Origin of the sequence: Paenarthrobacter sp. RAF54_2, from assembly GCF_052113945.1 — a bacterium.
Classification (GTDB): domain Bacteria; phylum Actinomycetota; class Actinomycetes; order Actinomycetales; family Micrococcaceae; genus Arthrobacter.
On record NZ_JBFRDV010000009.1, the window covers coordinates 155,786 to 179,268 of the forward strand.

The following is a 23,483-nucleotide window of genomic DNA, read 5'->3' on the forward strand; positions in this document are numbered from 1 at the left end:
CTCCAAGAAATCCTCCAAGAGATGGGTTGGGTGAGATCCAACCGGCGGTAGTAAGGGTCATGCAGTGCTAAAGCAGGGACCCCGCCCAATCAATCCGGTCGGGGCCCCTTCCAACGAGATAGAGCCCTAGAAGACAGCGTTGAAGCCGCCCCAGCCCCAACCAACTACAGCGGAGCCCTTCCACCCACCTGAGCCGTTGCCGTAGTACATGCGCATCTGACCAGAGGTGTCGATGCCCCAGACGTCGTTGGCGCCATCGCCGTCGAAGTCGCCGGCGCCGCCGAGCTTTGTGATGGCGTTCCAGCCCTGGCCGATCACACGGCTCGTGGTCCAGCCGCCATGGCCATTTCCACCGTAGAAGACAAGGTTTCCGGCGCCGTCGCGGGCCAGCACATCAGGCTTGTGGTCGCCGTCGAAATCACCAGGGGAGAACACGGAAGTCATGCCGCCCCATCCCCAGCCGATGGTAGAAGCAGCCAGGAAGCCGCCCTGGCCGTTACCCGGGTACAGCACGAGCTCACCGGAAGACTTGCGGGCAAGGAGGTCGTTGTTGCCGTCTCCACTAAAGTCGCCTGCCGCGAAGATGGTGCTGAAGATTCCCCAACCCCAACCGATCTGTTGTCTCGGGTACCAACCACCGTGCCAGCCGGCCGGGTAGAGGAAGAGCGAGCCTGCGCTGTCACGGGCGATGACGTCATTCTCGCCATCGTTGTTGAAGTCGCCGGCAGCGAACATCGTGTTGAAGATGTTCCATCCCGAGCCGACTTCATATGCCTGCTGCCACGTGCCATTTCCACCGGTGGGGAACAAGCCGAGGCGGCCCCAGGAGTCCCGGACGTAGAGGCTCATCGTGTACGAGTCCCAATACTCGGCGCGGTAGAAGCCGGACGTGTGGGGACGATCGATGTCTACGGGAGTCACATAGTTGAAGTCCAGGGCGTCCAATGCCACAGCCGCAGTTCCGGAGGTGGGGAGGTTGCCGGGGTTGTGGATCAAGGAACCGTCGCGCCAGTAACCGACTTCTTGACCAGCTGCGGTCTGAATCTGCATGTACTGGGCAAGGTAGGTCCCCGGCGGGGTCCCCTGTGCAAAGAAGACGTCGAACGAGTACGTCGAATCCGCGGAGCTGTACGAGCCCTGCGTCATCGTCGTGTGGAGTTTACCCGTTGCTGTATTCCGGAACAGGACGTACACGTCGGTAATCGGACCGGATGCCTGGAAGGTAACGTGTGATGTTGCCTGCCCTCCAGCGCTGATCGCGTCTGGCGTCGTGGAGACCGCTACAGGTACCGGTGCGAAGGTGTCATCGGCGTGGGCTGCTGGTGCAAAACCCAGCCCGCCGACCAAAATAACGCTGCCCATAAATGCGGCCAGCCAGCTGCGCACGCGGCGCAGAGGAGTGCTCCCCATGGTTCCCCCAAATCAGGCCGGTCGCAGATGGCCGGCGCGTGTAAGTGACTTGAGAGTACATGGAGACACCGACAGTCTGGGAATTTGCTGGCAAAAATACAAGCAAAAGACAAGTCAAGCCGAAAACGCAACCAATATCGGCTTAGAAAACCGCCGTGAACCCGCCCCAGCCCCAGCCAACAACGCCGGCGCCTTTCCATCCTCCGATGCCGCTGCCGTAGTACATGTTCAGTTGGCCTGCGGCGTCGATTGCCCAGACATCGTTGAAGCCGTCGCCGTTGAAGTCGCCAGCTCCACCAATGCGGGACATGACGTTCCAGCCTGTGCCTATGGAGCGGGCAGTCGTCCATCCGCCGTTGCCGTTGCCGCCGTAGAGCCGCAGGTTTCCGGCGCTGTCGCGGCCCAGGGCATCGGGGTTGCCGTCGCCGTCGAAGTCGCCGGGCGAGAAGACCTGGCTGAGGGCGTCCCACCCTTGGCCCACGGCGCCGGGGGCTTTGAAGCCGCCCGTCCCGTTGCCTGGGTAGAGCACCAAGGCGCCTAGCGGCGTGCGGGCGAGGACATCGTTGTTGCCATCGCCCGAGAAGTCGCCTGCGGCGATGATCGAATCGAAGACGTCCCAGCCCCAGCCGATCTGCTTGCGCGGAAGCCAGCCGCCAGCCCCATTGCCGGGGTACAGGAACAGGGCCCCGTCGTGGTCCCTGGCGATGACGTCATTGAAACCGTCTCCGTCAAAGTCGCCCGCGTTGAAGACGATATCGAACACGCCCCAACCAAAGCCGATAGTCCGGGGAGTTTGCCAGTGGCCAGCGCCGTCAGTGGGGTACAGGAGCAGGTTCGCCGCAGCATTCCGCGCGAACAGGTCCATGGAGGCCCCGGCGTCGAAACCTGCCGTGTGCGGTTTGTTCCGAACCACGGTGCGGCCGAAGACCGTAAACGGACGCGTGGCCGTCACAGGATTGCCCGCTTGGACTACTGCCCGGAAACCAACGACGGCGCCACGATCCGCTGCCTGTAGCGTGTAAGTCTTCGTCGTCGCACCGCTGATCACCGTACCGTTGCGCACCCATTCGTACCTGACGCTTACGGGCCCGCCGACTGTCCCACTGGAAACACTGCCTTCGTTGAAGACGCCCGTGAGCTTCTCGCCCACGATCAGCTTGCCTTGGAGTGCAGGAGCGGTTGCTGTGATGGGTGACGTGGGAGTCAGTGGGAGCGAGGATGCCGACACAGCCCGGTAGCCTGCCCGCGTGGCCGTGACCCGTACTGACAGCGTCTGGTCCAGGTCTGCTTCTGCAATGCGGTAAGTGTTGAGCGTGGCTCCAGGGATCGGCTGGCCATTGCGCAGCCACTGGTAGGCGAAGCCGGTGGGCGTTTGGGTCCAAGAGCCGTTGTCCGTGGTCAGCACTTGGTCGTAGCGCGCCACTCCTGTGATGGTTGGCGGCTTGATATTTGGATTGTCCACCAGCGGGAAGTTGGGATTGTTGACGGCGAAGTCGACGCCGTCCAAGGCCCCCGGCCGCTGGGTTGGTGCTTCCAGCCCCTGCGAGAGGAAGAGGATGTTGCCGTCGCGGCCGTAGCGGACAACCCCCTGGCCCAAGGGGAGCATGATGTTGACGCTGACGAGTTTGTAGCGCCCGGTTCGCTGGAAGGCGCTCCCGTCCACGGGCACTTTGGCTTGCGCGCTGTAGGGCCCGGACAGCTGGCTGGTAGGTCCGTAGAGGGTGGCCTGCTCCAGGGTGTCCTCATTGACGTAGGTGAAACCCACTTCCTTCGCGGGACCGCTCAGGGTGAAGGACAAAGAGATAACACTCCCGGAACCCACCGTGGCCGGCGAAGTACGGGTGACCACCGTGGGAAGAGGCACGTTTGGTCCCGCAGCCGTAGCGCTGGGAGGCGAGACTGCAATTGCTAGCGCAGAGCACAGGAGGATGGCTAGAAGGATGTGAAAACCCGTCCGTACTGAATGCACAAAAGCTGAACGCACAAAAGCCGCCGCCCGCACGGAAGAAAAAGTCGTCATGGTATCCCCCAATCCCTAGAACAAGGCGTTAAAACCGCCCCAGCCCCAGCCGATGGTTTGGGCGCCGTTCCAGCCGCCGTCGCCGTCGCCGTAGTAGGCCAGCAGCTGGCCGGATCCATCCACTGCATAGACGTCTACATTGCCGTTACCGTCGATGTCGCCGGCGGCGCCAATGGCCGCCATGCCGTTCCAACCCTGCCCAATCACGGCCATGCCTGCCCAGCCGCCAGCTCCGTTGCCCTTGTACAGGCGCAGGGCACCTGAGGTGTCGCGAGCCAGGATGTCCACGTTGTGGTCGCCGTCAAAGTCGCCGGGCGTGATGATCTTGTTGACCACGTTCCAGCCGCTGCCGACGACGGACCGGGTGAGCCAGCCGCCGTCGCCGTTTCCGGGATAGAGGTAGAGCAAGCCGCTGGAGTCGCGGGCGAGGATGTCGTTGTTGCCGTCCCCATTGAAGTCGCCAGGGGAGACTATCGAGTTGAAGCTATTCCATCCTGCGCCTATTTGGCGGCCTGCGAAGAACCCGCCATCTCCGGTTCCTGCGTAGAGGAAGAGGTTCCCTGCCGAGTCCTTGGCGAGGATGTCGTTGTTCCCGTCCCCGTTGAAGTCGCCAGGGGAGAGGACGGTCCCAAAACCATTCCAGCCCGGACCAACGGTTCGGGCGGATTCCCAGGCCCCGCCAACGCGGGGATACAGCATGAGGGTGCCGTCTGTGCGGCGGGCAAGCAATTCGAACGTGCCACGCCCGGTGAAGCCGTTGGCCCGGTTGGAGGCGGAGATCTCTACAGTCTCGGCGCTGCCAACTTCCATGGGGTCACAAGGATAGTTCGAGGCGACGTAAGCGGCGATGGTCTTGCCGCGGTCCTCTTCGGTGAGCCTGTAGTTCCACCACTCCGTGTGGTCGTCAGCGTGCTCGCCGTCACGGGTCCAGTAGATGTGGTAGTCGGGGCCAGCGGCCTGGCCGCAGCCCCGGTAGGAAGCAGGATCGATCTCCACGCTGAGCGTGGAGCCAACAAACGGCGCACCGTGAACCACGGGATCTGCGGGGTCCATGGTTGCCATGGCAGGTGCCGGGGCGAAAGCGACGGCGGCAATAAGCGCGGCCGCAATCCCGGCTACCGCTCGGCGCACGCCTGATGCACGGCATGATAGAGCGTTCATTGTGTCCTCCCCAGACTTATGCGGCTAATCTTACCGCGGCTGGGACTCAGCTAGAAGATTGCTGTGAAGCCGCCCCAGCCGTTGCCCACCACCTGGGATGTGCGCCATCCCGTCCGGCCATCGCTGTAATAGATCACCAAGCGGCCCTGCTGGTCCACGCCGTAAACGTCCGGGAAGCCATCCTTGTCGAAGTCACCAGCAGCGCCAGCGGCTTTGAGGACGTTCCAGCCGACGCCCACCAGCCATGACCTGGTCCAGCCACCCGCCCCATTGCCGCCGTAGAAATACAGGTAGCCACTGCGGTCGCGCGCCAACACGTCCACCTTGCCGTCGCCGTTAAAATCGCCAGGCGTCAGCAGGGTGTCCATCACCTGCCAGCCCTGCCCGACGGCGGTCCTCGCCAGCCAGCCTCCGGAACCATTGCCGGGGTACAAATAGAGGGCGCCGCCAGGTTCCCTGGCCAGGATGTCGTTGTTGCCATCCCCGTTGAAGTCACCGGGACTGACGATTGAGTCGAAAATGTTCCAGCCCTTGCCGATGGTCTGGGCCGGCTTCCAACCACCGGTTCCGTCGCCGGCGTAGAGATAAAGAGTGCCTGCAGCATCCCGTGCGATCACGTCGCCCTTGCCATCACCGTCGAAGTCGCCAGGGGAGAGGACGAGGTTGAAGACGTTCCACCCCCAGCCCACGGTGCGGGCGGCATCCCATGCTGCGCCCGTCCTCCCGTACAGCATCAACGAGCCGTCGCTTCCACGCGTCAGGAGTTCGAAGCTGCGGCCCGTGAATCCGTTGGCCCGGTTGGGTGCGGCGACGGGTCCGGTCTCGTCGCTGTGGAGGGTTTCGCCTCCGCAGGCGGTTTTGCTGGCGGTCAGGTGCACGGCCATCCGCGCGCCGGTGTCATCCTGCTGCAGGAGGTAGCTGCGCCCGGTTTCGCCCGCCACGAGGAAGCCGTCCCTTGTCCAGTAGACGGTGAAGTCCGGGCCCTTGCCGCCGCCGCAGCCATAGAAGGTATACGGGCCGATTTCGGTTGTTAGCGTCTTGCCAACAAACGCATCGCCGATGACTACGGGGTCCGGTCCGTTGCTGGACGCACCCGACGCCGGCAGGGGGCTCAGTGCCACCGCCGCCACAGCGGCGGTCAGCAGCGCTGCTGCCATCCGACGTCGAAAATTCCCCATAGTTGTTTTCCTCCCATGCGTGCCAACCCAACTGAGTCGCAGTTGATGCCGTTTTGAGGGCCCAGAACGAGCTCATCTGCGTCTCAGTTGGTTGTCCGTAATCTTCCAGCAGTGTATGTGCGCCGCCCGCCGTTTCCCGGGAGCGGCATGGGATGCGTTCAAAGCGGGGCGCTCTCAGGAAACGGTCATTTTGCTCACGTATCATTGATGCGATCGGCCTGCCGCGGGTCTTGTGACCCAAGCCGGCCGTTTCCTTGCCAGCCTGCCAAGAGATCGCCGGAAATGCCCGAACCGTTTTCCCTGGAACCGTACTCCCTTGATCTGACGACGGGGTTGCCCCGTATGGCTGCCGCACCGACCACGCCGCGGCAGCAGCTGCGCTATGCCCGCATCCTGAAGACAGCGGCGGGCTTTGCCCAACGTCAGTTCGACACCTTGAGTTTGTCGGACGTTGCCGCCAAAGCGGACGTCCCGCTGGGCACGCTTTACCGCTACTTCCCCTCCACAGCGCACCTGATGTTGGCCGTCTACCGGCAGCAGTTGCGCGAGCTTCGCGACGGCGTGCGCCAGAGGAAGGGCAAGGGCCATGCTTTGTCAGGTCTGATGATGGAGATCTTCCACCTGAGGGTCATGCAGCCCGGCGTGGAGCACTGCCTCATCCGGCCTGCCGGGAAAGATAGCGATACCGCCCAGCTGCTGCGCGAGATTGATCTCTTGTCCGAAGAAGTTGTGGGTTCCCTGAGCAAAGAGCCCGGAAATGACGCCCCGAAGGCCAGGATTCTGTTGCATCTGGTCAGTGGTCTGGTCCAGGCCGTCCGGTGTCGTCGCTTGTCGCTCTTTGAAGCCGAAAAAGACCTCAAGAAGGCGTGCAGCCTGCTGACCGGAGAATGACGCAATAGGTCTTCCGGTCTAGACCACCGGCTCCTAAGAATGCGTTTTTTCGCGTGAGCTGGATCACTTTTGAATCTGCCCAAACGTTTTACTCTCGAATCGTCTCTCTTGGTATTGAATCTTGTACCCTCCATGCTTCCCTACGCTGGAAGTACCGAAGCGGCTAGCAGCCCATACCTGCAGATGCACCTTCCGGGCCAGCCACCCTTGGCCCGAACCAGCAGTTCTGTTCCTGCCCGAATCATGCCGTGGGTCCACGGCTAGCCTGAGGAGACAAAGACGTGTCCATTGAGACAATCGCTACTGACAATGACGCCTTGGTACTGAGCGAAGAAGAGATCTTCGCAGCACACGAGGGCGGCAAGCTGACGATTTCCAGCACCGTTCCCCTGAACAACAAGCGCGACCTTTCCATCGCGTACACCCCGGGCGTCGCCCAGGTCAGCCGCGCGATCCACGCCAACCCCGAGCTCGCCCGCACCCACACCTGGGCTGAGCGCCTGGTTGTTGTTGTCAGCGACGGCACCGCCGTCCTGGGCCTGGGCAACATCGGCCCCAGCGCTTCCCTCCCGGTCATGGAAGGAAAGTCTGCCCTCTTCAAGTCCTTCGGCGACCTCGACTCCATCCCGCTGGTTCTCAACACCACCAACGTGGACGAGATCATCGAGACCTTGGTCCGCCTCCGCCCGAGCTTCGGTGCAGTGAACCTTGAGGACATCTCCGCTCCGCGTTGCTTCGAACTCGAAGAGCGCCTCATCGAAGCACTCGACTGCCCCGTCATGCACGACGACCAGCACGGCACCGCCGTCGTGGTTCTCGCTGCCCTGACCAACGCTGCCAAGGTGACCAAGCGCGAACTTTCCGGGCTCAAGGTCGTTGTCTCCGGCGCAGGTGCCGCAGGCATCGCCATTGCCGAGATTCTTCTTGCTGTTGGCATCCAGGACGTCATCCTGCTCGACTCCAAGGGCGTAGTCAACGCTGAGCGTGCCGATCTTGTGGCCGATCCTGACAGCGTCAAGGCCCGCATGGCTCAGCGCACCAACCCCCGCGGCATCACAGGTGGTCCGGGCGAGGGGCTGACCGGCGCCGATGTGTTCGTAGGCGTTTCCTCCTCCAAGCTGGATGAAAAACACCTGAAGCTCATGAACGACCAGTCGATCGTGTTCGCCCTGTCCAACCCGGACCCGGAAGTCCTTCCCGAGGTTGCCCAGAAGTACGCGGCCGTAGTTGCCACGGGCCGCAGCGACTTCCCGAACCAGATCAACAACGTGCTGGCCTTCCCGGGCATCTTCCGCGGCGCACTGGACGCCAAGGCCCGCCGCATCACGCCCGCAATGAAGATCGCCGCTGCACGCGCCATCGCTGAGCTGGCCGAGGAAGACCTCTCCGCTGACTACATCGTGCCGAGCCCGCTGGACGCCCGAGTGGCACCGGCAGTCACCGCGGCTGTTGCCGCAGCAGTGACCGAATAGCGGTTACCGACCAAACACCGATGACGGCGACGCCTCCCACGCTGGGGAGCGTCGCCGTCGTTGTTCGTTAAGGAGCAACGCGGGGTCACTTGTGGCCCATGTTGGCCTCCCAAAGGGGCCAGAAGTGACCCCGCGTTGCTGGCTCATAGACTTGGGCCCATGAATGCCGAACTCGTCGTGACGATCCTGTGCGGCCTAGCCATTGCGGTTGGGGTTGCCGGGACCATCATCCCTGTCCTTCCGGGAAGCATCCTCATTGGTGCGAGCCTCCTCGCGTGGGCAATTTGGGGCGGCGCCGGAACGCTCGGCTGGGTGATCTTCGCCATCGGCATGCTGTTCGTAGTGGCCGGGATGGCCGCCAGTGCAGTGCTCACAGGGCGAAAGCTGAAACAGCATGGGATTCCCAACAGGTCCGTTGTGATTGGGATAGTTCTCGGCGTGGTGGGAATGTTCGTGATTCCGGTGGTCGGATTGCTGGTGGGATTCGCCGTCGGGCTCCTGCTGAGCGAGGTCCAGCGGACGCGTGACTTCCGCACGGCTGTCCGTACGAGCGGCGCCGCGCTCAAGGCGACCGGCATCGGGATTCTCGTGGAGTTCGGTCTTGCATGTGCCGCTGCGAGCACCTGGATCATTGGGGTTTGGATCAACGCCGTAAACGGTTAAGAACCTTCGCCGAGATGGCAGCAGACCCCCATGTGCAGCCAGAACATGGGGGCGTGCTGCCATCTCGGCGAAGCGTTACCGGAGGGTGGGTACCCGTACCTGGGCCGGGCGGAATGAAGCACCGGCTCCTGGGAACAAGGGGACGTCGATCCGGGCGTGGGTGTGGACTTCCTGAACCGTATCCTTCGTGTGCTGTGCGATCTCGGCAAGAGTGGTGACCCACATGCCCTCAAGGCCCTTGACCCGTTCGATCAGCTGTTCCAAGGCGACGGCCCTGGACGGCCGGCCGGAGATGAACGGGTGGTTGGTCAGGACGAAGCAGCTGCCCTGGGCGTGGTGCGCTTGGGCCTCAAGAGTCCACATTTCCAAGGCCTTGGCCGGGCTTTCGATGACCCCGCTGCCCGTGATGCCGGGGTAGAACGCGTACTGCTCCCAGTCATCCAAGGCCCAATCAACGGGAATCTCCACGATGTCCCGGGGATCGTCCTCGGCCACTGACATGCGGTAGGGGGCATCGCCGTCGAGCAGGCTTGAGTCGTAAAGGAAGCCTCGGTCCGCGAGCAGCGCGGGCGACTGCCAGTTCAACTCCCACCACGGAGCCCGGTAGCCCACTGGCCGAACACCGGCGACGCTGGCAAGTGCTTCCAAACCCCGGTCCAGGTAACTGGCCTCGGTCGCGGCGTCCAGGCCCTGCATGGGCTCGTGAAGGTAGCCATGGTGGGCTATTTCGTGCCCACCGTCAGCGATCCTGCGCACTACATCCGGGTAGCTCTCCGCAGTAAATCCAGGGATGAAGAACGTTCCCTTGATGTCCTGTCGATCCAGGATCTGCAGGAGCCGCGGGACTGCGATCTTCGGCCCGTACGACTGGTGGCTCATGAGGGACATGCGCCGGGTGCTGGAGGGATCGTGGGCGATGGTGCAGGACTCGGCGTCGACGTCGAAGGTGAAGGACGCTGCGGCTTTGAAGCCCTCTGGCCACGTGATGGGGTGGAGGGAGTCCGCGAAGGCGGGCTGGCTCATGCTGTGGTCCTTTCGGAAGCTACGGGAACTGCGGGAGCACCCGGAGCGCCCGGAGCAGTTTGGGTGACGGAGACATGGTCAGAGTCGGCAAGGACAAACTTTCGGTGTGCCCGCGGCCCGAGGATTGCGTAGGCTGCCGCGCTGGTGAGTCCGCCAGCCAACCATGAGAGATCCCAGCCACCAAGTGCCACGGCGATGGGGCCTTGCATCACTGGTATCAGCCCGTACATGAACAGCCAGGTGCAGAAGATGCCAACCAGCAAGGAGACGATACCGGCCCAGTTGATCACAGGGAGGCGCTTGGTGCCGACCCCGTCGAAGAGCCGTTCAACCTTTCCGGGCCAGCGCTTCTCCAGCCAGAAGTAGTGCACCAACATGACGCCGCCCCATGCAGCTACCCACGCAACGAGGCCGATCAGCCAGGCGTCGAGCACCGAGGCGAAGTCCTCCTGGAAGATGAAGAACACCACGGCGAGCAGCGAGAAGACGCCGACGAACAGGTTGAGCTTGCGACGATTGATATTGATGTCCAGGGCCTGTGTGGCCACTGAGAAGGTGTAGATGTTCAGGATGTTGGTGGCAATGGGGCCGTGCAACACCATGAGGAGGACAGGAAGGGCAAGGACTCCGAAGTTCTGAACGATCAGTTTGCCGGGGTCGATCTCGCCGCTGTTGGTCGCAAGGCTCGCGCCGAGGACGCCGAGCCAAACCACGGGAATGAACTGGCCAAGGACCGAAGCCAGGTAGACCTTGCGCTTGGGAACGGAGGTGCTGACGAAGCGCGAGTAGTCCGCGGCGTACGTGAACCAGGTGATGCCCCAGCCGATGCCAATGGCGGTCATTACGGCGCTCATTGCAGCGATCCGCTCGGATCCCTCAAGGATGTGGCCAGCTGGACCGGCGTAACCCCAATCGATCTTCATGCCGATCCATGCAACGGCGGACATGACGGCCAGGATGATGATGGTGGGCGGAACAGTCCACTTTTCGAAAGCAGCGATCGCCTTGTAGCCGAACCAGGCAATGGCAACCTGGGCGGCCATGATGACGGTGGCGACGCCGATCTTCCAGACGTAGTTCTTTGCGGTGGGATCCACCCAGCCCAGCGTTCCGAAGAGAGCCATGACAAGGTCCAGAATGATCCACGTATTGACCGCGCACCACCCGATGACCAGGAGTGCCTGGATTGCGGCGGGGAGGTAGTTGCCGCGCCGGCCGAAGGCGGCCCGGGCCAGGACCATGCCTGTGGCGCCGGTCTTTTGGCCAAGGAGGACGAAGCAGCCAAACAGCAGCATGCCGATCAGGTTGCCCAGGACGAGGACAAAGACGGTGTCGGCAAAGCCGAGGCCGAGGTGGATTCCGAGTGCGCCCAGCACCCAGTTGATGGGAGCGAGGTTGGCGCCGGCCCAGATCCAGAACTGGCCTGAGACCTTGCGCGTACGGTCTGACTCGGGGATGGGCTGCAGCCAGGCTTCGCTGTCATGGGCCGGCGCCGTTGCCGGACCTGACTGCGCTGAGCCTGGCCGCGCTGAAGCAGGCTGCTGTGACGCAGGCTGCGATGACGCAGGGGAGAGGTTGTCTTGCATGAGGGAGATCCTCCGTGTGTGAAAGGGACTCCTTCAGCGTATGTGCCACACATCACAGCAACAAGATACGATGTGTCTAAAGAAACTGTATTCCACCTTACGGAGTGTCATGTCAATCCTTCTGGGCCAAGCCTTGGAACGTGAAAGCCTCAAAGCCGCCGAGCCCCGTCTCCTTAACTCAGTGGCGGATGCCCTGACCCGGCCCGTCCGTTGGGTGCACTCCAGCGAGGTTTTGGACATCGCTCCGCTCCTCAGCGGTGGCGAACTGCTCCTCAGCGGCGGCCAGGCGCTTGCCCTTGAGAGCGCCGAACGGCAAGCCCAATACGTCCGGGCGCTAGCGGCCCGTGGCATAGCTGCACTGGCACTCGAAACCGGATCGACACTGCCCGAAGTTCCCGGTCCCATGCTGGAGGCTGCCGAAGCCGCAGGCCTGCCCGTTATTGAATTGCGTCACGTTGTTCCTTTCGTTGCCGTCATGCAGGAGATCAACTCGCTCCTGGTCAGCGAGTCCGTCGAACAGCTTCAACGCGGCGATCAAACCAGCCACGCGATGGCCGCCGAACTCGCCCATGGCGGCGGACTTGACCAACTTCTGGCTGTTTTGGCAGAAAGGACAGGTTCCAGCGCGCGGTTGGTATCGCCGTCGGGCCTCACCCTGGGTTCCGCGGCGAGCTCGGCAGCAGGGTCTGCAGCGGGTCCAGCGGCCGGCTCGGATTCGCTGGCGGAGGACAGTGGGCTCATCACGGTTGATGTGCCGGTGCGTGGCGTCCTCGCCGCCCGCTTGGAGCTGCACGTGCCCGACGACGGCGATAGTGGCCTCGCGCGCGTGGCGGGAGAGCGGTCCGTGGACATCCTTGGCCTGGCCCTGTTGCAGCGGATGCCGCCAGGATTGAAGGAGTTGGCGGGCATTGAACTGATGCGTGCCATCAATTCCGGGAGCCAATCGTGGCAGCTCCAGCAGCTTGGGCCGGCGTCGGGCTTTCCCGTGAACGGCCAGGTTGCTGCGCTGGTGATCCGCTCCACCGGTGCAGGGCATCTTCGCTCGGCCCTTGATGCACTGCTGCGTATACACGTGCCGCACAGTGCCAGCTATGCGGATAATGCGGAGCTGATCGCGCTCGCTTCCCTTGGGGATGGCGCAGCAACCCGGGCAGCCCTGATGGATGCTCTCCGGGCCTTGGAGACGCCAGCCGGATCTGCGATAGCGCTTGGCCCCGTGGGCAAGGGGATCGATGAGGCTCCCTGGTCGCTGGCCGAGGCGCGACGGACGCTGGACCTGGATTTAGTGGGTGGTGGAGTGGTGGATGCTGAAGCCTTCGCCGTGGAACGCCTCGCTGAGGAACATCTCGACCCAGCCACCCGGGAAGGGTTCGTGCAGCGGCAGTTGGGTGCCGTCGTCGAGCATGACCGGCTGCGGCGATCCCAGCTTCTGCGGACGCTGACCGTCTGGCTGGACACTGGCTGCAACACAGCCCAGGCTGCGCGCGAACTGCACCTGGAACGGCAGTCCATGCACCACCGGCTGCAGCGGATCTTCGAGCTGTGCGGGGGAGACCCAAGGGGAACGGGCAGGCTCGCCGCCCTGCATTTGGCGGCGCGGCTGGCCCGTTTGCAGCTCCTTTAAACGCCAATTCGATGGTTCCCTGCACACACCGCCGTTCGCAACAGCGTCTGCGCAGGGAACCATCGAAATGGGGCGCGCAAGGCCTTACTTCAACACAATCGTCCTGTTCCCATTCAGGATGATCCGCCCCTCGCAGTGCCAACGAACGGCGTTGCTGAGGGCCTTGCACTCCGTGTCCCGACCGGCGGCTACGAGATCGTCCGGTCCGAACGTGTGATCCACCTCAACCACCTGCTGGGAGATGATCGGGCCCTCGTCCAGCTCGCCGTTGACGTAGTGGGCGGTGGCACCCACGGTCTTAACTCCGCGGGCGTAAGCCTGGTGGTACGGCTTGGCGCCCTTGAAGCTGGGCAGGAACGAGTGGTGGATGTTGATGGCGCGCCCGTCGAGCTTGCGGGCGAGATCGTCGCTGAGCACCTGCATGTACCGGGCCAGGACGATGAGTTCCACGTCCAGCTCGTCGATGATGTCCAGCAAACGCGCTTCCGCAGCAGGTTTGGTAGCAGCGGTGACAGGGACGTGGAAGAAGGGAATCCCGTGCCACTCTGCCAAGCCCTCGTGATCCGTGTGGTTGGACACGACGCCCACCACATCGATCGGCAGCTCACCGATCCGCGCACGGAACAGCAGGTCATTGAGGCAGTGCCCAAACTTCGAGACCATGATCAACACGCGACGCTTGGACCCTTGGCGTTCCAGCTGCCAGTTCATGGAGTACTTCTCGCCCACGGGGGAAAATGCGGCACGCAATGCATCCACAGTGGTCTCGTCACCGGAGGACGCGAAGTGAACCCGCATGAAGAAGTGGCCCTCGGCGCGGTCACCGTACTGCTTGTTGTCGATGATGTCGCAGCCATGCTCCAGCAGGAAGCCGGACACAGCGTGCACGATTCCGGGACCTTCAGGGCAGTCCAAGGTAAGGACGTGCTCCACGGTGGTTCCGGGAGAAGAATCAGTAGAAGATTCGGTTTGGATGGCAGTCATGGCTAGCACTCCACTACGTTGACGGCGAGTCCTCCACGGGAGGTCTCCTTGTATTTGGATTTCATGTCGGCGCCTGTTTCGCGCATGGTCTTGATGGCCTTGTCCAGGGACACTTTGTGGCTGCCATCTCCGTGCAGGGCCAGGCGGGCAGCGTTGATCGCCTTGACGCTGGCGATGGCATTGCGTTCGATGCACGGGATCTGCACCAGCCCGCCCACGGGATCGCAGGTGAGGCCCAGGTTGTGCTCGATGCCCACCTCGGCGGCGTTCTCCACCTGCTCCGGCGTTCCGCCCAGGACTTCGCAAAGACCGGCAGCGGCCATGGAGCAGGCGGAACCCACCTCGCCCTGGCAGCCCACCTCGGCACCTGAAATGGAGGCGTTGATCTTGAAGAGAATCCCGACGGCGGCCGCCGCGAGCAGGAACCGCACGACGCCGTCGTCGTTGGCTCCGGGAACAAACTTTGTGTAATAGTGCAGCACCGCAGGAACAATCCCGGCGGCACCGTTGGTCGGTGCAGTGACAATCCTGCCGCCCGCTGCGTTCTCCTCGTTGACTGCCAACGCGAACAGGTTCACCCATTCCATGGCGAGCAACGGGTCCGCCGAGGATTCCCCGTTCAGCTCTGCGTCGGTCTGTGAAAGCTTCTTAAACAACGACGGCGCCCGTCGCCTGACTTTCAAACCTCCAGGGAGGATTCCCTCGGCCGAGCAGCCGTTGTCCACGCATTCACGCATGACAGCCCAGATGCCCAGAAGGCGCTCGCGGAGCTCCTCCTCAGACCGCCAGACGAGTTCGTTGGCCAACATGACATCGGAAATCGACATGCCCTCGCGTGAACAAATGGCAAGCAACTCGTCAGCGGTTGTGAACGGGTAGGGCAGCACGGTGTCATCGGCTACGACTTTGTCCGTGCCCGTGGCATCCCCATCCACCACAAAGCCGCCACCGATGGAGTAGTAGCTGCGCTCACGCAATACTGCGCCCGTGTGGTCAAGCGCCCGGAAGGTCATGCCGTTGGGGTGTGCCGGAAGGGACTTGCGGCGGTGGAGGATCACGTCCTCGTCCCAATTGAAGTCCACCCGGTGGTCGCCGCCCAAGCGCAGTTCGGCGTCGAGGGCTGCCGCTGCCACCTGATCGTCGGCGGTTTTGGTATCGACGGTTTCGGGTGAGTGGCCCTGCAGCCCCAGCACCACGGCTTTGTCGGAGCCGTGGCCCCGGCCGGTGGCGCCCAGGGAGCCGAAGAGCTCAGCCTGGACGCGCACCGTAGCCGGAAGCTGGCCGGACGATTCAAGACCGTCCGTGAACTGCTTTGCCGCCCGCATCGGGCCGACCGTGTGTGAAGACGACGGCCCGATGCCAACAGAAAACAGATCAAGCACACTCAGTGCCATTAGGGGACCTCGGGGGAGGCATACTCCCGCATGGCGTCGAGGAGCCAGCGTCCCAGGAAATCGGCAAACGAGGCCCGGGGAAAGATCCGGTAGTTCTCGTCCGAGGTCTTCCACAGCATCACGGGGATGTGTGCGAGCTCCGTTGAGACAGCCGTGCCGGCCTTGAAGACGCGCGGGTGAAGGTCCAACGAGCACGTCTTTTCGAGCACGGCGCGGGCGTGGCTGCCGGAGAGCTCGAACGTGGTGCGGTTGGCGGACAAGTCCACTACCTGACCTTCATCGCTGCCCAGCGCCGTGGTCAGGTCACTGACCAAGGAGCCGCCCAGCGAATCGTGGGACTCCTCCGGAGCGACCACCAGGAACTCAGTGGGGCCAAGCCAGAGTGCGTTGACGGAGCCAGAGCCCGTCACTTCACCACAAGCGGCAGGCAAGCCGCCGGTGATTGACGCAACGCGCGTTCCGGCGTCGGACGTTCGCTCAACCCGGATACCCACCATGGCCTGGTACGGGATTTCCTTGAGCGTCACCGTGCCCGGCACTGAGCCGGAGGTGAAGGCGTCAGCCAGGTGCTCGGCCGGGCTGCGGCGGGCACCCCGTACGCGGTTGACGTGTGCGGTTTCTGCTGGTGTTGCTGTTTCAGCCATCTTTGCGGGTCCCTTCAGCATCGAAAAGTACGGTTTCGCCGACAACCACGTCCACCAATTGGTCTCCCACCGAGGCCACGAGGGTCTCGCCGATGCGGTTGCGGCCGTTTTGGATCAGGGCCAGGCCGAAGGAACGGCCCAATGCGGCACTGTGGTAGCTCGAAGTCACGAAGCCTTCCATGGGGACGGGTCCGTACGCCGGGTTGACGGGGATGCCCTTCTCCACAAGCTGCGTGCCTTCCGGCAGCCTCAGCGAGTGATCCACGGGAAGGACGCTCACCAGGTGCTTGCGGTCCTCGCGGCTTGCGTCCTTGCGGAGGTAGGAGCGCTTGCCGATGAAGTCCTTGGCCTTGGAAACAATCCAGTCCATGCCGGCGTCCTGCGGGGTGACCGTGCCATCGGTGTCCTGCCCGACGATCGGGTAACCCTTCTCAGCGCGAAGGACGTGCATTGTTTCGGTGCCGTAAGGGGTGATGTTGAACTCGGCACCTGCGGCAGCAACGGCTTCCCAGGTGTTGAGCCCGTACCACGACGGGATGTTGATTTCGTAGGCCAGTTCGCCGGAGAAGGAGATACGGCAAACGCGTGCCTGCACTCCTGAGGCCAGGGTGGTCTCGCGGAATGTCATGAACGGGAAGGCTTCTGCGTCCAGGCCACCGTTCTCGGCAAGTTGCGGGGCAACCTTCGCGATCACTGCACGCGACTTGGGACCGACGACGGCGATGGTGCTCCACTGCTCCGTCACGGAAGTGCAGACCACATCGAGTTCCGGCCACTCCGTCTGGTGCCACTCTTCCAACCAGTCCAGCACCTTGGCAGCGCCGCCGGTGGTGGTGGTCATGAAGAAGCGGTCGTCGTCCAGGCGGAGGGTCACGCCGTCGTCGAAGATCATGCCGTCCGGGGTGCACATGACGCCGTAGCGGGCGGATCCCGGTGCGAGCTTCTTGAACGCGTTGGTGTACACGCGGTTCAGGAATTCGCCGGCGTCCTTGCCCCGGATCTCGATCTTGCCGAGCGTGGTTGCGTCCATGAAGCCCACGGAATCGCGGACCGCTGCGCACTCACGCAGGACCGCCGTGTCCATGTCCTCGCCGGACTGCGGGTAGTACCAAGGGCGCTTCCACTGTCCGACATCTTCGAACAGCGCACCCTGGGCAACATGCCACGGGTGGATGGAGGTCACCCGGGCGGGATCGAAAAGCTCACCGCGCTGGCGACCAGCCAAAGCGGCGAATGCGACCGGGGTGAACGGTGCGCGGTAGGCCGTGGTGCCGATCTCGCCGACGCCCGGAACGCTTTCCGCGCCGCCGAACTTCAACGCAGCGGCAATAACGCCGATCGCGTTGACGCCGGAGGTCTTGCCTTGATCGTTGGCGGTGCTGATGGAGGTGTACCGCTTCACGTGTTCCACCGAGCGCATGCCGGCCCCGGTGGAGCGGAGGACGTCAGCCACGGACTGGTCACGCTGGAAGTCGACGAAGTGGTGGTGCCACTCGCCCGGCTCACCGGTCTGACCGGGAACAAGCCACAGCTGACGGGTCGGTGCACTCGCCACGGGTGCCTGCAGGTCCACGGGGGTGGTTGCGGACTCAAAGCCAGCAGCGATGGACGCTGCCGCACCGGCCGAGATGCCCTCTGCCAGGCAGTCATGGAGTTCGTAGCTGCCGCGGCCTGCGCCAACAACCTGCTGGTCCCTTACGGGCGCCGCGGGAATGAAGGCGGCCAGCTCGTCGTCCCAGCGCAGCTTGCCCTGGCGCTGGCTGTGGAGGTGTACCACCGGGCTCCAGCCACCGGAAACAGCAAGCAGATCGGCGGCGATGTGCTCGACGCCCGAGGTGAGTTCGCCGTCGTCGTTAATACTGCGGACGGTGACACCGCTAAGGCGGCCCTCGTCATCGGCGCTCGTGTCGGCAACCGCGCTGCCAATGAGGACCCGGATACCGGACTCGACGGCGGCAGCGGCCTTCGCGCTGATCTGCGGACGGGCATCGACGACGGCGGCAATCGCCACGCCTGCTGCCTTCAGGTCAGCAGCGAGCAAGTAAGCGGAGTCGTTGGTGGTGCTGATGACGACGCGTGAACCGGCGGCGACCGCGTAGCGGTTGAGGTACGTGCGGACAGCCGAGGCGAGCATGATGCCCGGGCGGTCGTTGTTCTCGAAGACCAACGGACGCTCGTGGGCACCCGGTGCCAGTACAACCTGCTGTGCGCGGATGTGCCAGATACGCTGACGCGAAACGCCAGGAGCGGTGGGAACGGTCAGGTGATCCGTGCGGTTCTGGGCTGCGATGAAGTAGTTGGAATCGTAGGAACCGAAGGCGGTGGTGCGGTTCAGCACGGTGCATTCTTCGGCGGAGACCAACTCGGCTTCAACGTCTGCAACCCATTCCAGGGTCGGCTTGCCCTCGATGGTTTCCTGCAGGCCTTCCGCGGTGGAGCCGGAGAGCAGTGCACCGCCCAGTTCGGGCTGGTCGTCGATCAGGATGACGCGGGCGCCGGTGCGGACTGCTTCGCGGGCAGCTGCAAGGCCGGCAATGCCGCCACCGACTACCAGGACGTCGGTGTGGACGTACTTCTTGTCGTACTCAGCCTTGTCCTCGGCAGGGTCAAGCTTGCCCAAACCGGAGAGCAGCTCAACGTTCATGCCGTCCACGAGTGAAACGGCCGTGGCGGGAAGCATCGATTCCGCGACGTGGCCCGGGAATCGGGGAGCGATCTTGACCAAGGCATTGGACTCTTCCACGCCAGCGGCCATGATGCCGCGGGGGCGGTCCTCGTAAAGGGAGTTGCCTGCGTTGATGTGGCCGTTGGCCAGCAGCGCCGAGGCGATGGTGTCGCCGGGGTGGCCGGTGAATTCCTGGCCGTCCACGGTGAAGCGCCAAGCGATGCTGCGGTCAATGCGTCCGCCGGTGGCGAGGCGTGCGTTCTTGCTGGTCACTTCTAGACTCCTTCCGAGGAGGTGGGGGCTGTGGCGCCTGTTGTTGCGGCGCCGGGAGCGAGGCCTGGTTGAGTATCCGGGCGGGGCTGGCCCATCGCGTAGATGGAGTGGATGTCGTAGGTCACGGTGTCCCGCAACATGTTGAACCACTGGCGGCAGCCCGTGCTGTGGACCCAGCGTTCAGCGAAAGAACCCTTGGTGTTCTCGCGGTAGAACAGGTATTCAGCCCACTCGCGGTCCGTGAGGTCGTTCGGGTTCTCCGGGTAGGCAACGTGTGCCTGGCCGCCGTAGTGGAATTCGGTTTCGTCGCGTGGCCCGCAGTTGGGGCATGAAATGAGAAGCATGTCTTTTCCCGTCCTTACTAGTGGGCCACGGCTGCGGCGCCGTGTTCGTCGATCAGGGCGCCGGTCTCGAAGCGTTCCAGGGCGAAGGGCTTGTTGAGCTTGTGCGGGGCGCCGGTTGCGATGGTGTGCGCGAAGGTCAGGCCAGCCGCAGGAGTGCCCTTGAAGCCACCCGTTCCCCAACCACAGTTGACGAACATGTTCTCCACCGGGGTGAGGCCAACAATCGGCGAGGCATCCAGCGTGGTGTCAACGATGCCGCCCCAAGTCCGGAGTACGTGTGCCCGGGCGAAGATCGGGAAGAGCTCCACGGCGGCTGCCATCTGCTCCTCGATCACGTGGAACGATCCGCGCTGGCCGTAGCCGTTGTACGAGTCCACGCCAGCGCCCATCACCAGTTCGCCCTTGTGTGCCTGTGAGACATACACGTGGACGTGGTTGGACATGACCACCGTGGGGTGGACCGGCTCGTGCAGTTCAGACACGAGCGCCTGGAGCGGGTGGGACTGGATCGGGAGACGGAAGCCGGCCATCTCTGCGAGGACCGAGCTGTGGCCGGCGGCGCAAAGGCCCACCTTTTCGGTGTTGATGTTGCCACGGCTAGTCTTGACGCCGGTAACCCGGTTTCCGTCCTTGATGAAGCCGGTGACTTCGCAGTTCTGGATGATATCCACGCCGAGTTCATCGCACTTGCGGGCGAAGGCCCAGGCCACGTGGTCGTGCTTGGCGATGCCGGCACGCGGCTGGTAGGTAGCGCCCATGACGGGGTAGCGGATGTTGTCGCTGGTGTTCAGGATGGGGCAGAGTTCCTTGACCTGGTCAGGCTCCAGCCACTCCGCGTCCACGCCATTGAGGCGGTTGGCGCCTACGCGGCGCATGCTCTCACGGACGTCGCCCAGGGTGTGGGCGAGGTTCATCACGCCGCGCTGGCTGAACAGGAAGTCGTACTCCAGCTCTTCCGGCAGGATTTCCCACAGTTTGAGGGCGTGCTCGTAAATTGCAGCACTCTCGTCCCAGAGGTAGTTGGACCGGATGATGGTGGTGTTGCGGGCCATGTTGCCACCGGCCAGCCAGCCCTTTTCGAGGATGGCGATGTTGGTCATGCCGTGGTTCTTGGCCAGGAAGTAGGCCGTTGCCAGGCCGTGCCCGCCGCCGCCAACAATAACGGCGTCGTAGCTCTTCTTTGGGTCCGGGTTGCGCCAGAGGAAGTCGGGGTGTTCGGGGAGGTGGTCCGCGCTCACTGGGCTGCTCCAATCATTTCTTCGAGTTCAGTTGCGGCGTCGTTGCCGTTACTGAGGTGTGGGTAAAGCGGGAATTTGTCGGCCAGAGCGGTTACGCGGCGGCGGAGTTCGACGGCGGTGGCTTCGTCCAAGGTGACGTCACCTTCGGTGCTGCCTGCTTGGGTGCCGCTGTTGGCTGCGGCGATCAACGCCGTCGCAATGATGTCCGAGACTTCGGTGAAGTCCTCAGCGCCGAAGCCACGGGCGGCGAGGGCGGGGGTGCCGATGCGCAGGCCCGAGGAAACCATCGGCGGGCGGGGGTCGAAGGGGACTGCGTTGCGGTTGACCGTGATGCCGATGCGGTGCAGCGTGTCCTCAGCCTGCTGTCCGTTAAGGACGGAGTGGCGGAGATCGGCGAGCACCAGGTGGACGTCGGTCCCACCGCTGACCACGGAAATGCCCGCTGCGGCCACGTCGTCCTGGAGGAGGCGATCTGCCAGGATCTTGGAACCCTCAAGCACACGGACCTGGCGTTCCTGGAATTCGGGCTCAGCGGCCATCTTGAACGCTACGGCTTTGGCTGCGATCACGTGCTCCAGCGGGCCACCCTGCTGTCCCGGGAACACAGCCGAGTTAACCTTCTTGGCGATGTCGGCGTCGTTGGTCAGGATCACGCCACCGCGGGGACCGCCAAGGGTCTTGTGCGTGGTGCTGGTGACAATGTGGGCGTGCGGGACCGGGCTCGGGTGCAGTCCAGCTGCAACCAGACCGGCGAAGTGGGCCATGTCCACCATGAGGTAGGCGCCCACGAGGTCCGCGATGCGGCGGAATTCAGCGAAGTCCAACTGGCGGGAGTAAGCGGACCAGCCGGCCACGATCAGCTGCGGCTTGCTCTCAAGGGCGAGGCGCTCAACTTCTGCCATGTCTACGGTGTGGGTGTCCTCGCGGACGCCGTACGGAACAACCTTGTACAGCTTGCCGGAGAAGTTGATGCGCATGCCGTGGGTCAGGTGGCCGCCGTGGGCAAGGTTCAGTCCCATGATGGTGTCGCCAGGGGTGATCAGTGCGTGCATGGCCGAGGCGTTTGCCTGCGCGCCAGAGTGCGGCTGGACGTTGGCGAACTCTGCGCCAAACAGGGACTTCAGGCGGTCGATGGCCAGCTGCTCGATCACATCAACGTGTTCGCAGCCGCCGTAGTAGCGCTTGCCCGGGTAACCCTCGGCGTACTTGTTGGTAAGGACCGAGCCCTGTGCTTCCATGACGGCCGTGGGGGCGAAGTTCTCAGAGGCGATCATTTCCAGCGTGGACTGCTGGCGGATGAGTTCCAGGGCGATCGCCTGATCGACCTCCGGGTCCGCCTGTGCGAGCGGGCGGATCAGCGGTTCAACCATGGTGTTCTCCTTCAAAAGCTTGTCTAGTGGCCGACTGTTAGGCAACTGATATATTAGAACTATTGCCATAGTATGTTGAAGATCACATGGTCGTCAACAGGACTGCGGTAACTCATCCAGCAGACTGAAGTACGAGCAACGGGAGAGAGCAATGAGCGCCGCATTGGAAGCACTGGAATCAACTCCGCAGGGTTCGTCCCTGGCGGAGAACGCGTACCTGCTCCTGCGCGACAGGCTGATCATGCTGGACATCAAACCCGGCGACCCCATCAACGATGGCCAGATTGCTGCAGAACTGGGCATTGGACGCACGCCCGTCCGCGAGGCCATCAAGCGTCTCGAAAGCGACCACTTGGTGGTCTCCTATCCGCGGCGTGGGACGTTCGCCACTGGAGTGGACATCACCCAGCTGGCCGAAGTCTCCGAGATCCGCGAGCTCCTGGAGCCACTCGCCTCCAGGAAGGCTGCCCGCATGGCCAGCCCCGCCATGCGTTCAGAGCTCCGCGCTGTCGCTGGTGCAATCCGTGACCTTGAAGGCCAGGACAACTCCTCCCAGGAACTCATGCGCTACGACATCCAGGTTCACCGCCTGATCTACAAGGCCTCGGCGAACGCACACCTGGAAGACGTCCTGATCCGGTACGACAACCTCGCCACCCGCATCTGGTGCTACATGCTCGAAAGGATGCCCTCCGTCTCAGGCCACATCTCCGAGCACGCGGAACTGCTGACAGCCATAGCCGACGGCGACGAAGACCGCGCCGCCGAGCTTGCCCTTCACCACGTAGTCAGCTTCGAAGAGACGATCCGCAAGGTCCTCTAGGGTCTCATCTGCTCGGCCTTGCTGCCTCCGGCGGCGGGGTCATCCTCTGCGCGCTCGCTCGTACCTCGCTTAGACGCGCGCTGCCGGATAACCCCGCCCCCTCCCGATGCTCTCTCATATCCTGCGGTCTTTTTGCGGTCCTTCTCTCACGTCCAACGGCCTTCTGGCGGACGTTCTCTGCGCTCGTCAAGTTTTTGAGACAGTTCTCGTTGTTCTTGGTTAGGCGGCCAGGGGTTTCTGGGCGCTGGCGTGGTGGTTTGCGTGGGCTGTGGCTGGTGGGACGCCGCCGGCGCGGCGGTTGGGTCGGCGGCGGTTGTACCAGCCTTCGATGTAGTCCATGACGGCGGTCCGGGCGGCGATCCTGGAGCTGAAGCGTTGGTGGTGGTAGAACTCGGTTTTGAGGTGGGAGAAGAAGTTCTCGGCTACTGCGTTGTCCCAGCACACCCCGACCTTGCCCATGGACTGGGTGACCCTGTTCGTGGCGCACCATTGCTGGAATTCGTCGGAGGTGTACTGGGTGCCGCGGTCGGAGTGGAAGACCACGCCATGTTCGGCGAAACGGCCGTGGTTCCGTGCCATCTGCAGGGCCGCGGTGCACAGGCTTGCCCGCATGTGGGCAGCCATGGACCAGCCGATGACCATGCCGGAAAAGAGGTCGATGACGGTGGCCAGGTAGAGCCAGCCCTCGCCGGTGCGCAGGTAGGTGATGTCTCCGACCAG

19 protein-coding genes are annotated in these 23,483 nt (G+C 63.4%); 5 read left to right on the forward strand and 14 right to left on the reverse strand.

The window, feature by feature from the left end; translation table 11 throughout:
- Positions 1-126: 126 nt before the first annotated feature.
- The 4 genes from AB4Y87_RS11680 to AB4Y87_RS11695 all read right to left on the reverse strand — a co-directional run bounded on the left by AB4Y87_RS11680 (position 127) and on the right by AB4Y87_RS11695 (position 5,769).
- Complete coding sequence (locus AB4Y87_RS11680; protein ID WP_442004501.1) at positions 127-1,410, reverse strand: FG-GAP repeat domain-containing protein; 1,284 nt, start codon at positions 1,408-1,410, stop codon at positions 127-129.
- A 142-nt stretch (positions 1,411-1,552) separates the two neighbouring features.
- Entirely contained in the window at positions 1,553-3,274 is a 1,722-nt protein-coding gene (locus tag AB4Y87_RS11685; RefSeq protein ID WP_442004502.1) for an FG-GAP-like repeat-containing protein, read from the reverse strand.
- 171 nt (positions 3,275-3,445) lie between these two features.
- Positions 3,446-4,591: an FG-GAP repeat domain-containing protein gene (locus tag AB4Y87_RS11690; protein ID WP_442004503.1), complete on the reverse strand. Its 1,146-nt coding sequence runs from the start codon at positions 4,589-4,591 to the stop codon at positions 3,446-3,448.
- 50 nt (positions 4,592-4,641) lie between these two features.
- Entirely contained in the window at positions 4,642-5,769 is a 1,128-nt protein-coding gene (locus AB4Y87_RS11695) for an FG-GAP repeat domain-containing protein (RefSeq protein ID WP_442004504.1), read from the reverse strand.
- 282 nt (positions 5,770-6,051) lie between these two features.
- Here AB4Y87_RS11695 and AB4Y87_RS11700 point away from each other — a divergent pair, with 282 nt between their 5' ends.
- From AB4Y87_RS11700 to AB4Y87_RS11710, 3 genes are all read left to right on the forward strand, one after another.
- Positions 6,052-6,660: a TetR/AcrR family transcriptional regulator gene (locus AB4Y87_RS11700; RefSeq protein ID WP_442004505.1), complete on the forward strand. Its 609-nt coding sequence runs from the start codon at positions 6,052-6,054 to the stop codon at positions 6,658-6,660.
- 281 nt (positions 6,661-6,941) lie between these two features.
- On the forward strand, positions 6,942-8,132 hold the full coding sequence (locus tag AB4Y87_RS11705; protein ID WP_442004506.1) for an NAD(P)-dependent malic enzyme: 1,191 nt from the start codon (positions 6,942-6,944) through the stop codon (positions 8,130-8,132).
- A 159-nt stretch (positions 8,133-8,291) separates the two neighbouring features.
- On the forward strand, positions 8,292-8,795 hold the full coding sequence (locus tag AB4Y87_RS11710) for a DUF456 domain-containing protein (protein ID WP_442004507.1): 504 nt from the start codon (positions 8,292-8,294) through the stop codon (positions 8,793-8,795).
- A gap of 75 nt (positions 8,796-8,870) precedes the next feature.
- Here the strand turns inward: AB4Y87_RS11710 and AB4Y87_RS11715 are convergent, their stop codons facing one another.
- Both AB4Y87_RS11715 and AB4Y87_RS11720 read right to left on the reverse strand, forming a co-directional pair.
- Entirely contained in the window at positions 8,871-9,818 is a 948-nt protein-coding gene (locus AB4Y87_RS11715; RefSeq protein WP_442004508.1) for a polysaccharide deacetylase family protein, read from the reverse strand.
- Positions 9,815-11,404 carry a purine-cytosine permease family protein gene (locus AB4Y87_RS11720; protein ID WP_442004509.1) on the reverse strand — a complete coding sequence of 530 codons (1,590 nt, stop codon included), beginning with the start codon at positions 11,402-11,404 and terminating at the stop codon, positions 9,815-9,817. The genes AB4Y87_RS11715 and AB4Y87_RS11720 overlap by 4 nt, the downstream gene beginning before the upstream one ends.
- A 109-nt stretch (positions 11,405-11,513) precedes the next feature.
- On the opposite strand from AB4Y87_RS11720, the gene AB4Y87_RS11725 reads away from it, so the two are divergent.
- The gene (locus AB4Y87_RS11725; protein ID WP_442004510.1) at positions 11,514-13,028 is read left to right on the forward strand and encodes a PucR family transcriptional regulator; all 1,515 of its coding nucleotides are present in this window, start codon (positions 11,514-11,516) and stop codon (positions 13,026-13,028) included.
- Positions 13,029-13,112: 84 nt separating this feature from the next.
- Here AB4Y87_RS11725 and purU read toward each other — a convergent pair whose 3' ends face one another.
- From purU to glyA, 7 genes are read right to left on the reverse strand one after another with little or no spacing between them, the layout of a single operon-like run.
- Entirely contained in the window at positions 13,113-14,012 is a 900-nt protein-coding gene (gene purU, locus AB4Y87_RS11730) for a formyltetrahydrofolate deformylase (protein WP_442004511.1), read from the reverse strand.
- 2 nt (positions 14,013-14,014) lie between these two features.
- The gene (locus AB4Y87_RS11735) at positions 14,015-15,406 is read right to left on the reverse strand and encodes an L-serine ammonia-lyase (protein WP_442004512.1); all 1,392 of its coding nucleotides are present in this window, start codon (positions 15,404-15,406) and stop codon (positions 14,015-14,017) included.
- Entirely contained in the window at positions 15,406-16,050 is a 645-nt protein-coding gene (locus tag AB4Y87_RS11740) for a sarcosine oxidase subunit gamma (RefSeq protein WP_442004513.1), read from the reverse strand. The genes AB4Y87_RS11735 and AB4Y87_RS11740 overlap by 1 nt, the downstream gene beginning before the upstream one ends.
- The gene (locus tag AB4Y87_RS11745; protein ID WP_442004514.1) at positions 16,043-18,988 is read right to left on the reverse strand and encodes a 2Fe-2S iron-sulfur cluster-binding protein; all 2,946 of its coding nucleotides are present in this window, start codon (positions 18,986-18,988) and stop codon (positions 16,043-16,045) included. Before AB4Y87_RS11745 ends, AB4Y87_RS11740 begins: the two co-directional genes overlap by 8 nt.
- Before the next feature lie 2 nt (positions 18,989-18,990).
- On the reverse strand, positions 18,991-19,332 hold the full coding sequence (locus AB4Y87_RS11750; RefSeq protein WP_442004515.1) for a sarcosine oxidase subunit delta: 342 nt from the start codon (positions 19,330-19,332) through the stop codon (positions 18,991-18,993).
- A 17-nt stretch (positions 19,333-19,349) separates the two neighbouring features.
- Positions 19,350-20,570 carry a sarcosine oxidase subunit beta family protein gene (locus AB4Y87_RS11755; RefSeq protein WP_431117011.1) on the reverse strand — a complete coding sequence of 407 codons (1,221 nt, stop codon included), beginning with the start codon at positions 20,568-20,570 and terminating at the stop codon, positions 19,350-19,352.
- A complete protein-coding gene (gene glyA, locus AB4Y87_RS11760) occupies positions 20,567-21,940 on the reverse strand; it encodes a serine hydroxymethyltransferase (RefSeq protein WP_442004516.1) in 1,374 nt (457 codons plus the stop codon). The genes AB4Y87_RS11755 and glyA overlap by 4 nt, the downstream gene beginning before the upstream one ends.
- Before the next feature lie 151 nt (positions 21,941-22,091).
- Between glyA and AB4Y87_RS11765 the strand changes: the two genes are divergently transcribed.
- A complete protein-coding gene (locus AB4Y87_RS11765) occupies positions 22,092-22,763 on the forward strand; it encodes a GntR family transcriptional regulator (protein ID WP_442004517.1) in 672 nt (223 codons plus the stop codon).
- Positions 22,764-22,982: 219 nt separating this feature from the next.
- Here the strand turns inward: AB4Y87_RS11765 and AB4Y87_RS11770 are convergent.
- On the reverse strand, positions 22,983-23,483 hold a 501-nt coding region (locus tag AB4Y87_RS11770; protein ID WP_442004518.1), incomplete at its 5' end, for an IS3 family transposase.

Excerpts from the sequence above, each read along its gene's own strand:
- AB4Y87_RS11680 (WP_442004501.1), bottom strand. The coding sequence starts at position 1,410 with ATGGGGAGCACTCCTCTGCGCCGCGTGCGCAGCTGGCTGGCCGCATTT.
- AB4Y87_RS11690 (WP_442004503.1), bottom strand. The coding sequence starts at position 4,591 with ATGAACGCTCTATCATGCCGTGCATCAGGCGTGCGCCGAGCGGTAGCC.
- AB4Y87_RS11695 (WP_442004504.1), bottom strand. The coding sequence starts at position 5,769 with ATGGGGAATTTTCGACGTCGGATGGCAGCAGCGCTGCTGACCGCCGCT.
- AB4Y87_RS11700 (WP_442004505.1), top strand. The coding sequence starts at position 6,052 with ATGCCCGAACCGTTTTCCCTGGAACCGTACTCCCTTGATCTGACGACG.
- AB4Y87_RS11710 (WP_442004507.1), top strand. The coding sequence starts at position 8,292 with ATGAATGCCGAACTCGTCGTGACGATCCTGTGCGGCCTAGCCATTGCG.
- AB4Y87_RS11715 (WP_442004508.1), bottom strand. The coding sequence starts at position 9,818 with ATGAGCCAGCCCGCCTTCGCGGACTCCCTCCACCCCATCACGTGGCCA.
- AB4Y87_RS11720 (WP_442004509.1), bottom strand. The coding sequence starts at position 11,404 with ATGCAAGACAACCTCTCCCCTGCGTCATCGCAGCCTGCGTCACAGCAG.
- AB4Y87_RS11725 (WP_442004510.1), top strand. The coding sequence starts at position 11,514 with ATGTCAATCCTTCTGGGCCAAGCCTTGGAACGTGAAAGCCTCAAAGCC.
- purU (WP_442004511.1), bottom strand. The coding sequence starts at position 14,012 with ATGACTGCCATCCAAACCGAATCTTCTACTGATTCTTCTCCCGGAACC.
- AB4Y87_RS11735 (WP_442004512.1), bottom strand. The coding sequence starts at position 15,406 with ATGGCACTGAGTGTGCTTGATCTGTTTTCTGTTGGCATCGGGCCGTCG.
- AB4Y87_RS11740 (WP_442004513.1), bottom strand. The coding sequence starts at position 16,050 with ATGGCTGAAACAGCAACACCAGCAGAAACCGCACACGTCAACCGCGTA.
- AB4Y87_RS11750 (WP_442004515.1), bottom strand. The coding sequence starts at position 19,332 with ATGCTTCTCATTTCATGCCCCAACTGCGGGCCACGCGACGAAACCGAA.
- glyA (WP_442004516.1), bottom strand. The coding sequence starts at position 21,940 with ATGGTTGAACCGCTGATCCGCCCGCTCGCACAGGCGGACCCGGAGGTC.
- AB4Y87_RS11765 (WP_442004517.1), top strand. The coding sequence starts at position 22,092 with ATGAGCGCCGCATTGGAAGCACTGGAATCAACTCCGCAGGGTTCGTCC.